Here is a 12,919-nt window from a genome sequence, read left to right as displayed (position 1 = left end):
CCTCGAGCCCACAGGCTCGAGCATCGCCCACCGAGCCCGAATGCCTTAGTCGGCCTGATGCACCCTGTTGAGGGTGACCTGACCCAGCTGCCCCATCTGGCGGCGGATCCAGGCCGAGCGCTGCTGCACATAAGGGGAGGGCGGCTTGACCCGATAGCGCCAGGGATTGGGCAGGGCAGCGGCCAGCAGGGAGGCTTCGTAGCGGGTCAGGCGGGCGGCCGGTTTGCCAAAGTAGTGCCTGGCGGCGGCTTCGGCGCCATAGATGCCGGGACCGAACTCCACGATGTTCAGGTATACCTCGAGGATGCGGGACTTGTCCCAGCCCAGCTCCATCAGCAGGGTGAACCAGGCCTCGATCCCCTTGCGCAAGAAGCTGCGATCGCTCCACATGAAGAGGTTCTTGGCCGTCTGCTGGCTCAGGGTGCTGGCGCCACGCACCCGCTCGCTGCGCTGGTTGTGCTTGAGCGCCGAGCTGATGGCATTCATGTCGAAGCCGTTATGATCGGGGAAGCGCTGATCCTCGGCGGCGATCACCGCCAGCTGCAGCTCCCGCGAAATACGCTCGAGCGGCACCCAGTCGTGCTTGACCTCCGCCACCTTGGCGGGCGGAAACAGGGCCCGCTCGATGCGCCAGGTCCACATGGGGGGATCGATGAAGCGCAGCAGCGCCACCGAGACGATGGAGCTGACCAACGCTGCCAGCAGCAGCTTGCCGAGCCAGCCCAGCAGGCGGCGTTTCAGCGCCGGTCGCACGGGGTCGGGCTCGGGTTCCCAGACATACTGGCCAGGATCATCGGGATCCGGAATTATTGGGGCAGCCATTCGATGTGGCAGAACTTCTCGTCAACGCGGCGGGAGAGCAGCATGCGGGCAAACAGGTGCTCATACTCTTGCTCGGCATTGCCAAGCCCGACCCAGATCTCGGCATACTCGGCATCGCTCACGGCAAACCCCACGTCCACTTCCCAGTCATCGGCCGGATCGGTTTCCGCCAGCAGGCCGCGATCGTTGAACGCTTGGTTGAACAGGGCTATCTCCTGCTTCGGCAGGTTGTCGGAGGCCAGCTCCATGAAGAGTTCGAGGGCGGTGTCGAGCAGTTCCTCGACGCTGTGCATTTCGTCGTTCAAAGACATTGGTCTGTTCCAGATAATAAAAAAGAGAAGCCCCGCCGGCGATGCCGGACGGTGGCGCGCGGTATTCTAGCTGGCCCCCGCGCCCTTGGCGAGATCCGGCTCCGCGAGTCGGCCCCGTTTGTGACAATAAAAAACCGGATCCTGCTACAGGATCCGGTCTTCATTGAGGGAAAGGGTCACGCATGGGGCGTCAGCTCATCCCTTCTTGTCGTCGGCGAAGGTGATGTTGAGCTCCAGCACCGACAGCTCATCACTCTTCTTGTCCAGCTGGACCGTGATCTTGTCAGGGTCTATCTGCACATATTTGCGGATCACGTCGAGCAGGTCCTGTTTGAGCTGGGGCAGGTAATCCGGCCCCCCTCTGGATGAACGCTCGTGCGCGACTATGATCTGCAACCGCTCTTTGGCCAGTTGTGCGGTGTTTTGTTTCTTGTTGGAACGAAAATAATCCAATAATGACATGTTTAACTCCCGAACAGTCGGCTAAAGAAGCCCTTCTTTTCTTCTTCCAGAAAACGAAAATCCTTGGTGTCGCCCAGCAGGCGGGCAACGGCATCCTCATAGGCCTGACCGGCATCGGACTCCTTGTCCAGAATAACCGGCTCCCCCGAGTTGGAGGCGCGCAGCACAGCCTGGGACTCCGGGATCACCCCGAGCAGCTTGATGGCCAGGATCTCCTGCACATCCTGCACGCTCAGCATGTCGCCACGGCTGACGCGGGTCGGGCAGTAGCGAGTGAGCAGCAGGTGCTCCTTGATCGGGTCTTCGCCGCGCTCGGCACGACGGGACTTGGAGGCCAGGATGCCGAGGATGCGATCCGAGTCACGCACGGAAGAGACTTCCGGGTTGGTGGTGACGATGGCCTCGTCGGCAAAGTAGAGCGCCATCAGGGCACCCGCTTCGATCCCGGCCGGCGAGTCGCAGACGATGTAGTCGAACTTCATCTCCGCCAGCTGATCCAGGATCTTCTCGACCCCTTCACGGGTCAGGGCGTCCTTGTCCCGGGTCTGGGAGGCCGGCAGGATGAACAGATTCTCGCTGCGCTTGTCCTTGATGAGGGCCTGATTGAGGTTGGCCTCACCGTTGATCACATTGACGAAGTCATACACCACGCGCCGCTCGCAGCCCATGATGAGATCCAGATTCCTCAGGCCAATGTCAAAATCGATGACCACAGTCTTGTGGCCACGCTGAGCCAAACCTGTGCTCAGGGCCGCGCTGGTTGTGGTCTTGCCAACGCCACCTTTACCCGATGTAACGACTATGATTCGCGCCATTCTCGCTTCCTTGTAACTCTATTTGATATGGTCTATTCGGAGTTGTTCGTTATCCAGCCGGACATGTACCGGCTGTTGTATCAGGCCGGCCGGCAGTGCATCGCTCAGTTGGAACGTGCCTGCGATGGATAGCAGTTCGGCCTGTAATTGCTGGCAATAGATCCGTGCCTGGGTGTTGCCCTTGGCACCGGCTATGGCCCTGCCGCGCAGGGTGCCATAGATATGAATGCTGTCGTCGGCGATGACTTCGGCACCCGGGCTCACCGAGCCCAGTATCACCAGCGAGGTGCCGGCGGCATAGAGCTGCTGACCGGAGCGCACCGGGCCCACGTGTACCTTGCTCGGCACCAGAGGCGCCGGGGCGGCTTTGACCTCGATCACGGGTGCCGGGATTGGCGCTTTTTCCGGCGGAAGCTCGGCCTTGCGGCTCTTGCCGGACGCCATCACCGCCAGACCCGCCGCCTTGGCGGCCGTCTTCATCGCCTCGTTTTGTGTCCCCGTGATCCCGACCAGCACGAAATCCTCCGACTCCACCAGCTCTTTGAGCTGTTCGAAGTCAGGAATATCCGTCAGTCGTTCCACATTGATGACGAGGGGGGCACAATTAAAAAACTGGGGTGCCTGGGCGACCTTTGCCGCCAGCAACTGGCGGATCCGCTCAGGCTTGCCATCGCTGATATGCAACACAGAAATAGTGAAGGTGGTCCCTTTCAATTCGTTATCGCGCTCAACCATGAATCTTCCCCGAGACAGAGACGGTAATCCGTTATTGTTATTCAATTCCTGATGTTATAGTTTGCCACCATCAGAGGCAATAAACCCGTCGGATTATATCAATTTCCATGTTATGTGCAGTCTATAAAAGTCGCAAAAAAGCCGAGACCTATCTTTTTGTTGAAAGAAGAGAGGATTTTTCCCGTGTACCCGAGGTGCTGATGAGTACATTTGGTCGCCCCGAGCTGGTATTGATGACCAAGCTGGACCCAGCCAGGCCCTTGGGGATCGCCTCGACCAGCCGGGTGATGGAGGCACTGAAAAGCCAGGGCTTCTATCTGCAGGTGCCACCGCCGCCGGAAAATCTGCTGGAGCAGCACAAGGCACAATTAAAGGCCTCGGGCTGATGAAGGGTCGGCTGGCACTGTTATTATTGAGCGGGCTGTTAAGTGCCCCCTTGCAGGCCAGCCCCGATTTTGACACCTATGTCACTGGACTCAAACAGCAGGCTCTGGCCGCCGGGATCAAGCCCGAAACCGTGGCGGCCGCCTTTGCCGATATTAGGGTCATAGAGCCCGCCATCAAGCACGATAAAAACCAGCCTGAATTTAAACTGACGCTGGACAGCTATATTCCCCGCGCGGTTCCGCAATGGAAAGTCAATCAGGCCAAGGCCTTATATCGTCAGCATTTGCCGCTGCTCACAAAAATAGGGGCGGAATATGACGTGCAACCCCGATTTATTGTCGCCTTGTGGGGCATAGAAACCAATTTCGGTAAATTGACCGGCACATATCCGCTGATCTCCTCGCTGGCGACCCTGGCCTGGGATGGTCGGCGGGAGGACTTTTTCAAGGGTCAGCTGCTGGATGCGCTGCGCATCATAGAGCAGGGGCATGTGACCCCCGCCGCCTTCAAGGGCTCCTGGGCCGGCGCCATGGGGCAGGTGCAGTTCATGCCCTCTTCCTTCCTCAAATATGCGGTCGATCAGGATGGGGACGGCAAGAAGGACTTGTGGGGCAATCTGGCGGATGTGTTTGGTTCGGCAGCCAATTATCTGCGGCAGAATGGCTGGCACGGGGATGAAACCTGGGGACGCCAGGTCAAGGTGCCCGAGGGGCTGGATCCCGCCCTGCTCGGACTGGAGCAGACCCGACTGCTGTCGGCGTGGCAGGCTCTCGGCGTACGTCAGCTCGACGGTTCACCCTTGCCCAGGGTCGAGATGCAGGCCTCTCTGGTGCGCCCCGATGATGCCAAGGGCCGCGCCTACCTGGCTTATCCCAACTATCTGGTATTGCGCCACTGGAATCGCTCCCACTATTTCGTGGTGGCGGTGGGCACCCTGGCCGATCGCATCGTGGAATAACCGGCGCAGCGCCGGGCGGCTCGGGTGACGTGTTGAACGCTGTGTTTATCTGGAAAGGTGCATGGGTCGCGGGAATATGGGATGAGCAGGGGTGATGAGCCAGGCGGGACAATCGAAATAACGGGCAACAAAAAGGCGGGAATTCCCGCCTTTTTGTATTTCTGGCAAATGCTGCTTATTCGCAGGCAACCTGCATCACCTTGATGGCCAGGCCACCACGGGAGGTTTCACGGTACTTGGAGTCCATGTCCTTGCCGGTGATGTACATGGTCTCGATGACCTTGTCCAGGGAGACGCGCGGCTTGGAGGTGCGACGCAGGGCCATGCGGGAAGCGTTGACCGCCTTCATGGCCGCGATGGCATTGCGCTCGATGCAGGGTACCTGCACCTGACCGGCAACCGGGTCACAGGTCAGACCCAGGTTGTGCTCCATGCCGATCTCGGCGGCTTCACACACGTGCTCCGGGCTGCCGCCCATCAGTTCGGTCAGACCCGCGGCGGCCATGGAGCAGGAGACACCCACTTCACCCTGGCAACCCACTTCGGCACCCGAGATGGAGGCGTTCATCTTGTAGAGCATGCCCACGGCACCGGCGGCCAGATAGAAACGGGTGTACTCGTCGCGACCCACCGGCTGGATGAACTTGTCGTAGTAAGCCAGCACGGCCGGGATGATGCCGGCGGCGCCGTTGGTCGGGGCGGTGACCACGCGGCCACCGGCGGCGTTCTCTTCACTCACCGCCAGGGCAAACATGTTGACCCAGTCGATGATGTTCATCGGATCGTTGGAGAGATTCTCGTTGGTGGTCAGCTGACGGTAGAGGGGCGCCGCACGACGGGGCACACGCAGCGGGCCGGCCAGCACACCTTCGGTGCGGCAACCACGCTCGATCCCTTCGCGCATTGTGTTCCAGATCTTGCCGAGCTTCTTGTAGATCTCTTCCGGGGTGTTGAAGCACTTCTCGTTCTCCAGCATCAGGGTGGAGATGGAGAGGCCGGTCTGGCTGCAGTGGGCGATCAGCTCAGCCGCACTCTTGAACGGGTAGCTGACGGACATGTCGCCGCTGTCGGCCTTGCCGAAGTTCTCTTCGTCGACGATGAAACCACCACCGATGGAGTAGTAGGTCTTGCTGTAGACGGCCTGATCTTCGACCAGCGCGGTCAGTTTCATGCCGTTCTCGTGCAGCGGCAGGGCTTCGTCATGGAATACCATGGCATCGCGCGGGAAGCTGACGGTGTGGCAGTGCAGGCCGATCGGCAGGCGGCCGGTCTGCTCTACGCGGGAGATGAATTCAGGGATGGCGTCGATGTCGACGTTTTCCGGCAGGTTACCCGCCAGACCCATGATGATAGCGGTATCGGTGTGATGACCTTTACCGGTCCAGGAGAGTGAGCCATAGACATCGACCTGGATCCGGGTGATGTCACGGATCTTGCCGCCTGCACGCAGTTCATCCACGAACTGTTTGGCAGCCTTCATCGGGCCGACAGTGTGGGAAGAGGAGGGGCCAACACCGATTTTGAAGATATCAAAAACGCTGATCATGTAACAATTACCTCAGGATAGAAGGGGGCGCCATGCCCACTCGCAGAAACGGGGTGATCCATGGGACGAGGGCGTCGTCGCCGAGGTCAATGAACCAGATAACCGCAGTGTAACGGTTCAAAGCCTAAAAAAAGTTGAAATAGATCTATTTTTGTTGAATCAGAGGCGCGAGTATAAAATTTATTTTGATGCTTATCCATTTTGTTAAGCGTTTGCCCATAAAAATACCCGGCCAGGCCGGGTATAGGGGGACAAAGTGGAGTCAATTGGCTGTTTTTAACATTCTGTAATGTTAACCGCCAGGCCGCCGCGGGCGGTTTCCTTGTACTTGGTCTTCATGTCGTTGCCGGTTTCCCACATGGTCTTGATCACCTTGTCCAGGGATACCTTGTGCTCGCCCGTGCCGCGCAAGGCCAGGCGGGCGGCATTGATGGCCTTGACCGCGCCCATGGCGTTGCGCTCTATGCAGGGCACCTGCACCAGCCCGCCCACAGGATCGCAGGTGAGGCCCAGGTTGTGCTCCATGCCTATCTCGGCGGCATTCTCGACGATGGCGGGGCTGCCCCCCAGGATCTCGGTCAGGGCGCCGGCGGCCATGGAGCAGGCGACACCCACTTCCCCCTGGCAGCCCACTTCGGCCCCCGACAGCGAGGCGTTCTTCTTATATAGGATGCCGATGGCGGCGGCGGTGAGGAAGTAGCTCAGCAGCAGTTCATCATCCACCTTGCGCACGAAGCGATCATAGTAGTGCAGCACGGCGGGAATGATGCCGGCGGCGCCGTTGGTGGGGGCTGTCACCACCCGGCCTCCGGCGGCGTTCTCTTCGTTGACGGCCAGCGCAAACAGGTCCACCCACTCGATCACCATCAGGGGATCCTTGTTGAAGTTGGTCTCACAACTGAGCTGACGGTGGAGGGCCGGGGCCCGGCGTTTCACTTTGAGGCCGCCGGGCAGCACACCCTCACTGCGACAGCCGCGCTCGACACAGGCCTGCATCGCCTGCCAGATCTTGCGCAGTCCCGCTTTTATCTCCTGTTCGCTGCGAAACACCTTCTCGTTGGCCAGCATGAGCCCCGAGATGGAGAGACCGCTCTCCTGACAGTGGGCCAGCAGCTGGGCGCCGCTCTCGAACGGGTAGGGAATGGGGTGGGCGGCATCGAAGCGGGCCGCCTCTTCCTTGGCGTTGGCGAAGTGGCTCTCTTCTATGATGAAGCCGCCACCGACCGAGTAGTAGGTCTGCTCGAACAGCAGGGCGCCGCTGGCGAAGGCCCGCAGCGTCATGCCGTTGGAGTGGGCGGGCAGTGTCTTGCGGCGATTGAAGATGATGGCGCCGCTGCGGGCGAACTGGCATGGCTGCTCGCCGGCCAGCAGCAGCGACTGGTTGCGATCCACCTCGCCGAGGAAGGCGGGAATGGCCTCTATGTCCACCGATTCAGGTTCAAAACCGGCCAGCCCCAGAATGATGGCCTTGCCGGTGCCGTGGCCCTTGCCGGTCTGACCGAGGGAGCCGTAGCACTCCACTTCTACCCGTTCGATCCTGGGTAGCAGATCCTGCCGCTTGAGCTCTTTGACAAAGGCGCAGGAGGCCCGCATCGGCCCCACTGTGTGGGAAGAAGAAGGGCCGATCCCGATGGAAAACAGGTCGAAGACACTGATCATGACACCACTCCGATTATGGGTTTTGTCTAAACATTGTAATTTTTTTGTAGTCGATGGAAAGCGGGGAAGCTGAGGCGTGTGATGGCGGCATACAAATGAGTGGCTGGCAGCGGGCAATAAAGGTTGGAATGAGTGCGCGGGCATCAAAGAGAAGGAGCGAGACTTGGGCTCGCTCCCCGGCACTGTTCAGCCACTCAATCTGTGTTCGGTCGCTCAGTCGAGGAATTCGCACAGATAGGCGGTGGGGGTCTTCACCTCCAGCTTGAAAGAAGAGTGGCCCGCCACGTCGAAGGATTGGCCCTGGCTGTAGGTGTGCCATTCATCTTCATCGGCCAGCTGTATGGTGAGGGCTCCCTTGACCACAGTCATCCGCTCGGGGGCGGCGGTATTGAACTGGTAGTCGCCCGCATCCATCACACCGACTGTGGCTTTGTCGCCTTTTTGCTCGAAAGCGATGGATTTTACATTTCCGTCAAAATATTCGTTAACTTTCAGCATGTTTTCATCCCTGTATGCATGTTTGCACAGCAAAAATAGCACAATGTTTTGCCAGTTGTCATGAACAAAGCGGTAAAAATCGCCATGACCCTTTTGAATCAACACTTTGTTGCAAACTTATCAATAACTCCCGTTAACGATCCGGCGATTTAAAACAGCAGATAAATATGAGATAAAGCGCGCGCTCAGGGGAATGAGCAGAGGTTCTTCCCCTGTTTGGTTAATTGCACTGGGAAAGTGTGAATATCTGCTAATTAAAGGAACATTCTGTGTTAACAAAAGGACTCATCAAGAACGTTGGCTTCCAGGTGGTGGTCGCCATGGTGCTGGGAGCACTGGTGGGGGCGTTCATGGGTGAACAAGCCACCGTCTTTGCGCCGCTCGGCACCCTCTTTATCCAGCTGATCAAGATGCTGGTGATCCCGCTGGTGGCCGTCGCCATACTGTCGGGTGCGGCCAACCTGGGCGCCAGCCCGGCGGCGGGCAAGATAGGGGTCACCACCCTGATCTTCTTCCTCGGTACCTCTGCGCTGGCCGTGCTGCTGGCGCTGGTCATGGGGCAAATCTTCAAACCGGGCGTCGGGGTCGAGTTTGGCTCCATGGCCTCCATGTTCTCCGGTGACTACGCCGACAAGGGCGCCTTGCCGGATGCGGTGTCGACCCTGCTCGGCATGATCCCGACCAATGTGTTCCAGGCACTGAACGAGGCCAACATTTTGCAGATCCTGGTGTTCTGCATGTTCCTCGGCATCGCGCTGGCCAAGCAGCCTCGTGAGCGCGCCAAGCCGCTGGTGGACGGGCTCAACACCCTGGTGGATGCCTTCGTCTGGATGATCAACAAGGTGATGTTGATAGCACCGCTCGGGGTGTTCGGTCTGATGGCCGAGGCCATAGGTACCTACGGCTTCGACGTGCTGACCCTGGTGCTCAAGCTGTTCCTGGTCTATCTGGCCGCCATCCTGATCTTCGCCTTCGTGGTCTATCCACTGCTGATCGCGATCTTCTCCAACACCCCGGTGCGCAAGTACCTGTCGGCGATGAAGAAGCCGCAGATCGTCGCCTTTTCCACCGCCTCTTCCATGGCGACCCTGCCGGTCAACATGGAAACCTGCGAGCAGGATCTGAAGGTGACCAACGCCACGGCGTCCTTCGTGCTGCCGCTCGGTGCCACCATCAACATGAGCGGCAACGCCATCTATTACGGTCTGGTCGCCATCTTCTTCGCCCAGGTCTACAACATAGATCTCTCCATGGGTGCCTGGGCCGCCATCATAGTGACCGCGACCCTGGGAGCCATTGGTCAGGCCGGTGTGCCGGGCCCGAGCTTCCTGGTGGTGGCCGTGCTGCTGGCCGCCGGGATCCCCATCGAGGGCTTGCCGCTGCTGTTTGCACTGGATCGCCTGTTCGACATGATCCGCACCGCCCTGAACATCACGGGGGATGCGGCCTGCGCCATTATCGTCGACCGCTACAGCCCGGATTACGATCCGGATCGCTGGAGCAAGGAAGCCTGAGAGCAGGCTCACTGCCATGAATGACAAGAGGGAGGCGCAAGCCTCCCTCTTTTTATTTTCCTCGGGCCGGGATTGTCGCCCCTTTCTTACCGACTCAGGGAGTCAGCTGGCCCAGCGCCAGCTGGCAGCGCTGCTCGGCGGCATCGAGTTTCAGCGGGGCCTGCGGGCCCCTCTCTTTATGACGGCTGAGAGGGACTCATCACAGTTGGGTCAGTGCCTGCTGGCAACGCTGCTCGGCGGCGTCGAGTTCCAGCGGGGCTTGCGGGCCCCTCTCTTTATGACGGCTGAGAGGGACTCATCGCAGTTGGGTCAGTGCCTGCTGACAACGCTGCTCGGCGGCATCGAGCTCCAGCAGCACCATCTTGATGTCTTCCAGCTGCTGCTCCAGCATCTCCCGCTTGTCGGCCACCAGTCCCAGCATGGTCTGCAGCTGGGTTCGACTGCTCTTGTCCGCATCGTAGAGATCGAACAGATCGCGGATATCCGCCAGGCTGAAGCCCAGACGCTTGCCGCGCAGGGTCAGCTTGAGACGCACTCTGTCCTGCCGGCTGTAGATCCGGGTCTGTCCCTGACGGGCCGGATTCAAAAGTCCCTGATCTTCATAAAAACGAATACTTCGGGTCGTAACATCAAATTCACGGGCCAGTTCGCTGATGCTGTAGGTCCGCGTGTCATCCTTGGATTTGGTCATACGGCTGTCTTGGCTGCCATCTTGGTTGTCAATGCAGGCTGGCACCTTACCCAAACGTCAACTGCCCCGCAAGTCTTGTTCCTGCTGCGGTGGCAGCATATGTTATGTCTATGTAACAAGGAGAGTGCAATTGATGGATATAGTGATTGTTGCAGCCAAACGTACCCCCATGGGGGCCTTTCAGGGGGCCCTGGCCAACCAGACGGCCCCCGAGCTGGGTGCTTGTGCCATCGCCGCCGCCATGGCGCAGGCCGGGCTCAGAGGCGATCAAATCGATGAAGCCTATCTGGGCAATGTGCTCAGCGCCGGAGTGGGGCAGGCGCCCGCCCGTCAGGCCGTTCTGAAGGCCGGCTTGCCGGACAGCGTGCCCTGCACCACGGTCAACAAGGTGTGTGGCTCCGGCATGAAGGCGGTGATGCTGGCGGCAGACGGCTTGCGCCTCGGTGACACTAACATAGTGATCGCCGGAGGAATGGAGAGCATGAGTCGCGCGCCCTATCTGCTCGACAAGGCGCGCAGCGGTTTTCGGATGGGGCACCAGAGCGTGCTGGATCACATGTTCCTCGATGGCTTGCAGGATGCCTATGAGGGCCAGCTGATGGGCCATTATGCCCAGCTGAGCGCCGATCGCGCCGGACTGACCCGCGCCGACATGGATGCCTTTGCCATCGCCTCGCTCGAGCGGGCCCTGGCGGCGCAACAGAGCGGTGCCTTCGAGGCCGAGCTGGCACCCGTGATGGCCGGAGATGCCCTGCTGCTCGCCGAGGATGAACAGCCTGCCAAGGCCAGGCCCGAGAAGATCCCCCATCTGAAACCGGCATTCAGCAAGACCGGCACCATCACGGCGGCCAACGCCAGCTCCATCTCGGATGGGGCGGCGGCGCTGATCCTGATGCGGGCCGAGACGGCGGCGCAACTGGGCCTGCCGGTGCTGGCCCGGTTGGTGGGTTATCAGAGCCATGCCGCCGCGCCTGCCGAGTTTACCAGTGCACCGATCGGTGCCATCAAGGGCCTGCTGGCCAAGGTGGGCTGGCGAGTGGAAGAGGTGGACCTGTTCGAGATCAATGAGGCGTTTGCCATGGTCAGCCTGCTGGCGATGGCGGGCTGCAAACTGCCCCATGACAAGGTGAACGTGAACGGCGGGGCCTGCGCGCTGGGCCATCCCCTGGGGGCGAGCGGCGCCCGGATCCTGGTCACCCTCATTCATGCGCTGCGCGCGCGCGGCCTGAAGCGGGGAGTGGCTAGCCTGTGTATCGGTGGGGGAGAGGCGACGGCGGTTGCCCTCGAGCTGGGCTAATCCGTGTCCGCCATGGCCTGGAGTTGCTGGTTGACCCAGGCCGTGGCGGCCAGATAGAGCTGGCTGACCTTCTCTTCATTGAGCCCGAGCCGGGCCGTTCTGGCGGTGATGCGTTGCCAGTTCGCACTCTCATAATCCTCACAGAACGAGAGATAAAACCCCAGGTTGCCCTTGCGTTCCAGCAGGGCGACCCGGATCTCCTCGATCAGGGGAATGGTGCCGAGCAGCTTGTCCATCGGCTGTTCCATCAGCACATCCAACAGCGAGAACAAGCCTGTGATGAAGGCTTGCTGTGCCTGCTGGGTAGGGGCATGGGCGTGGGCCAGCAGCTCGCAGAAACGGGCCCGGATCATCGACATCTGATAGAGCTCGGCGCTCTTGCCGTGGCCAGCACTGGTGGCGGCGACCAGGGTCACGAAGCGTTTGAGCTGGGCGTGGCCAAGATAGACGGCGGCCTGGCGAAAGGAGGAGATGGGATTGGCGTGACTCTTCAGGTGGTTGACGTAACGCAGCAGCTTGAGCGACAGGGAGATGTCCTGACTCAGCAGTTGCTCGATGCGATTGAGGTCGGGCTCCTCCTGATTGACCACGTTGAGCAGTTGCATCACCACCACCTGGGCGGGCTCCATGGTGGCCTGTTTCACCATCTCGGGCCGGCTGAAGAAGAAGCCCTGGAACAGATCGATACCGAGCCGTTTTGCCCGCTCGAACTCCGCCTTGTCTTCCACCTTCTCAGCCAGGTAGGTGAGTTTCAGATGCTTATGCTGCTGGATGAACATCTTGATCCGCAACAGCGAGGTGGCGCGCAGATCGAACTTGATGATGTGGATATAGGGCAGGAAGCGCTCCCACTCGTCCGACATGGTGAAGTCGTCCAGCGCCAGCTGATAACCCAGCTCATGCAACTGCTGCACCTTGACCAGCAGGGCATCATCGGGATCGGCATCCTCCAGGATCTCGATCACCACCTTCTCCTGTGGCAGGCACTCGGCCAGCCCCTCCAGCAACAGGGAGTGGGGGAAGTTGATGAAGCAGGGACGGCCACCGAGCAGCTGATCTATGTTCTGTTGCAGGAACTGCTCGACCACCAGTCTGGCTGTGGCTTGTTGAGAGGAGATCACCGGAAAGACATTATTCAGACTGTCGCGAAACAGCAGCTCATAGGCGTGGGTATTCAACTCCCGATCCAGGATGGGCTGCCTTGCTACGTATGAATACATGCAT

The 12,919-nt window shown here is 59.9% G+C and carries 14 protein-coding genes; 4 read left to right on the top strand and 10 right to left on the bottom strand.

The annotated features are described in order from the left end of the window. Window positions 1-45: 45 nt before the first annotated feature. The 5 genes from mtgA to minC all read right to left on the bottom strand — a co-directional run bounded on the left by mtgA (window position 46) and on the right by minC (window position 3,145). Window positions 46-753, bottom strand: a complete 708-nt coding sequence (gene mtgA / locus AACQ95_RS14120) for a monofunctional biosynthetic peptidoglycan transglycosylase (RefSeq protein WP_241278852.1) — start codon at window positions 751-753, stop codon at window positions 46-48. A gap of 53 nt (window positions 754-806) precedes the next feature. After that, window positions 807-1,133: an HI1450 family dsDNA-mimic protein gene (locus tag AACQ95_RS14115; RefSeq protein ID WP_241278820.1), complete on the bottom strand. Its 327-nt coding sequence runs from the start codon at window positions 1,131-1,133 to the stop codon at window positions 807-809. Window positions 1,134-1,328: 195 nt separating this feature from the next. Further along, a complete protein-coding gene (minE, locus tag AACQ95_RS14110; protein ID WP_005311265.1) occupies window positions 1,329-1,595 on the bottom strand; it encodes a cell division topological specificity factor MinE in 267 nt (88 codons plus the stop codon). 2 nt (window positions 1,596-1,597) lie between these two features. Beyond that, window positions 1,598-2,410 carry a septum site-determining protein MinD gene (gene minD, locus AACQ95_RS14105; RefSeq protein ID WP_098984135.1) on the bottom strand — a complete coding sequence of 271 codons (813 nt, stop codon included), beginning with the start codon at window positions 2,408-2,410 and terminating at the stop codon, window positions 1,598-1,600. Window positions 2,411-2,428: 18 nt separating this feature from the next. Beyond that, window positions 2,429-3,145: a septum site-determining protein MinC gene (gene minC, locus AACQ95_RS14100; RefSeq protein ID WP_241278819.1), complete on the bottom strand. Its 717-nt coding sequence runs from the start codon at window positions 3,143-3,145 to the stop codon at window positions 2,429-2,431. Between the two features lie 107 nt (window positions 3,146-3,252). Between minC and AACQ95_RS14095 the strand changes: the two genes are divergently transcribed. Both AACQ95_RS14095 and AACQ95_RS14090 read left to right on the top strand, forming a co-directional pair. Next, the gene (locus AACQ95_RS14095) at window positions 3,253-3,531 is read left to right on the top strand and encodes a YcgL domain-containing protein (RefSeq protein ID WP_043138797.1); all 279 of its coding nucleotides are present in this window, start codon (window positions 3,253-3,255) and stop codon (window positions 3,529-3,531) included. After that, window positions 3,531-4,490, top strand: coding sequence for a lytic murein transglycosylase (locus AACQ95_RS14090; RefSeq protein ID WP_241278818.1), 960 nt, complete (start codon window positions 3,531-3,533; stop codon window positions 4,488-4,490). The genes AACQ95_RS14095 and AACQ95_RS14090 overlap by 1 nt, the downstream gene beginning before the upstream one ends. Before the next feature lie 175 nt (window positions 4,491-4,665). On the opposite strand, the gene AACQ95_RS14085 is transcribed toward AACQ95_RS14090, so the two are convergent. The 3 genes from AACQ95_RS14085 to ppnP all read right to left on the bottom strand — a co-directional run bounded on the left by AACQ95_RS14085 (window position 4,666) and on the right by ppnP (window position 8,193). Then, complete coding sequence (locus AACQ95_RS14085; RefSeq protein ID WP_043138795.1) at window positions 4,666-6,036, bottom strand: L-serine ammonia-lyase; 1,371 nt, start codon at window positions 6,034-6,036, stop codon at window positions 4,666-4,668. A 276-nt stretch (window positions 6,037-6,312) separates the two neighbouring features. Next, on the bottom strand, window positions 6,313-7,695 hold the full coding sequence (locus tag AACQ95_RS14080) for an L-serine ammonia-lyase (protein WP_065402345.1): 1,383 nt from the start codon (window positions 7,693-7,695) through the stop codon (window positions 6,313-6,315). A gap of 213 nt (window positions 7,696-7,908) precedes the next feature. Next, a complete protein-coding gene (gene ppnP / locus AACQ95_RS14075) occupies window positions 7,909-8,193 on the bottom strand; it encodes a pyrimidine/purine nucleoside phosphorylase (RefSeq protein ID WP_181003535.1) in 285 nt (94 codons plus the stop codon). Between the two features lie 269 nt (window positions 8,194-8,462). On the opposite strand from ppnP, the gene AACQ95_RS14070 reads away from it, so the two are divergent. Further along, a complete protein-coding gene (locus AACQ95_RS14070; RefSeq protein WP_098984132.1) occupies window positions 8,463-9,707 on the top strand; it encodes a dicarboxylate/amino acid:cation symporter in 1,245 nt (414 codons plus the stop codon). A 295-nt stretch (window positions 9,708-10,002) separates the two neighbouring features. On the opposite strand, the gene AACQ95_RS14065 is transcribed toward AACQ95_RS14070, so the two are convergent. Beyond that, window positions 10,003-10,398, bottom strand: coding sequence for a MerR family transcriptional regulator (locus tag AACQ95_RS14065; RefSeq protein ID WP_043137723.1), 396 nt, complete (start codon window positions 10,396-10,398; stop codon window positions 10,003-10,005). A gap of 133 nt (window positions 10,399-10,531) precedes the next feature. On the opposite strand from AACQ95_RS14065, the gene AACQ95_RS14060 reads away from it, so the two are divergent. After that, window positions 10,532-11,695, top strand: a complete 1,164-nt coding sequence (locus tag AACQ95_RS14060) for a thiolase family protein (protein WP_043137724.1) — start codon at window positions 10,532-10,534, stop codon at window positions 11,693-11,695. On the opposite strand, the gene AACQ95_RS14055 is transcribed toward AACQ95_RS14060, so the two are convergent. Continuing rightward, window positions 11,692-12,915, bottom strand: coding sequence for an EAL and HDOD domain-containing protein (locus AACQ95_RS14055; RefSeq protein ID WP_043137665.1), 1,224 nt, complete (start codon window positions 12,913-12,915; stop codon window positions 11,692-11,694). The two genes, AACQ95_RS14060 and AACQ95_RS14055, sit on opposite strands and share 4 nt — an antisense overlap. Window positions 12,916-12,919 lie beyond the last annotated feature (4 nt).

This window comes from Aeromonas sp. MR19 (assembly GCF_963899305.1).
Taxonomy (GTDB): Bacteria; Pseudomonadota; Gammaproteobacteria; order Enterobacterales; family Aeromonadaceae; genus Aeromonas; species Aeromonas bestiarum.
This window is presented reverse-complemented; position numbering and strand designations above follow the sequence as displayed.

Coding starts and splice junctions, on each gene's coding strand:
- minC (WP_241278819.1), bottom strand. CDS start 3,145: ATGGTTGAGCGCGATAACGAATTGAAAGGGACCACCTTCACTATTTCT.
- AACQ95_RS14115 (WP_241278820.1), bottom strand. CDS start 1,133: ATGTCTTTGAACGACGAAATGCACAGCGTCGAGGAACTGCTCGACACC.
- AACQ95_RS14095 (WP_043138797.1), top strand. CDS start 3,253: ATGTTATGTGCAGTCTATAAAAGTCGCAAAAAAGCCGAGACCTATCTT.
- AACQ95_RS14085 (WP_043138795.1), bottom strand. CDS start 6,036: ATGATCAGCGTTTTTGATATCTTCAAAATCGGTGTTGGCCCCTCCTCT.
- minD (WP_098984135.1), bottom strand. CDS start 2,410: ATGGCGCGAATCATAGTCGTTACATCGGGTAAAGGTGGCGTTGGCAAG.
- AACQ95_RS14065 (WP_043137723.1), bottom strand. CDS start 10,398: ATGACCAAATCCAAGGATGACACGCGGACCTACAGCATCAGCGAACTG.
- AACQ95_RS14080 (WP_065402345.1), bottom strand. CDS start 7,695: ATGATCAGTGTCTTCGACCTGTTTTCCATCGGGATCGGCCCTTCTTCT.
- AACQ95_RS14055 (WP_043137665.1), bottom strand. CDS start 12,915: ATGTATTCATACGTAGCAAGGCAGCCCATCCTGGATCGGGAGTTGAAT.
- minE (WP_005311265.1), bottom strand. CDS start 1,595: ATGTCATTATTGGATTATTTTCGTTCCAACAAGAAACAAAACACCGCA.
- ppnP (WP_181003535.1), bottom strand. CDS start 8,193: ATGCTGAAAGTTAACGAATATTTTGACGGAAATGTAAAATCCATCGCT.
- AACQ95_RS14060 (WP_043137724.1), top strand. CDS start 10,532: ATGGATATAGTGATTGTTGCAGCCAAACGTACCCCCATGGGGGCCTTT.
- AACQ95_RS14090 (WP_241278818.1), top strand. CDS start 3,531: ATGAAGGGTCGGCTGGCACTGTTATTATTGAGCGGGCTGTTAAGTGCC.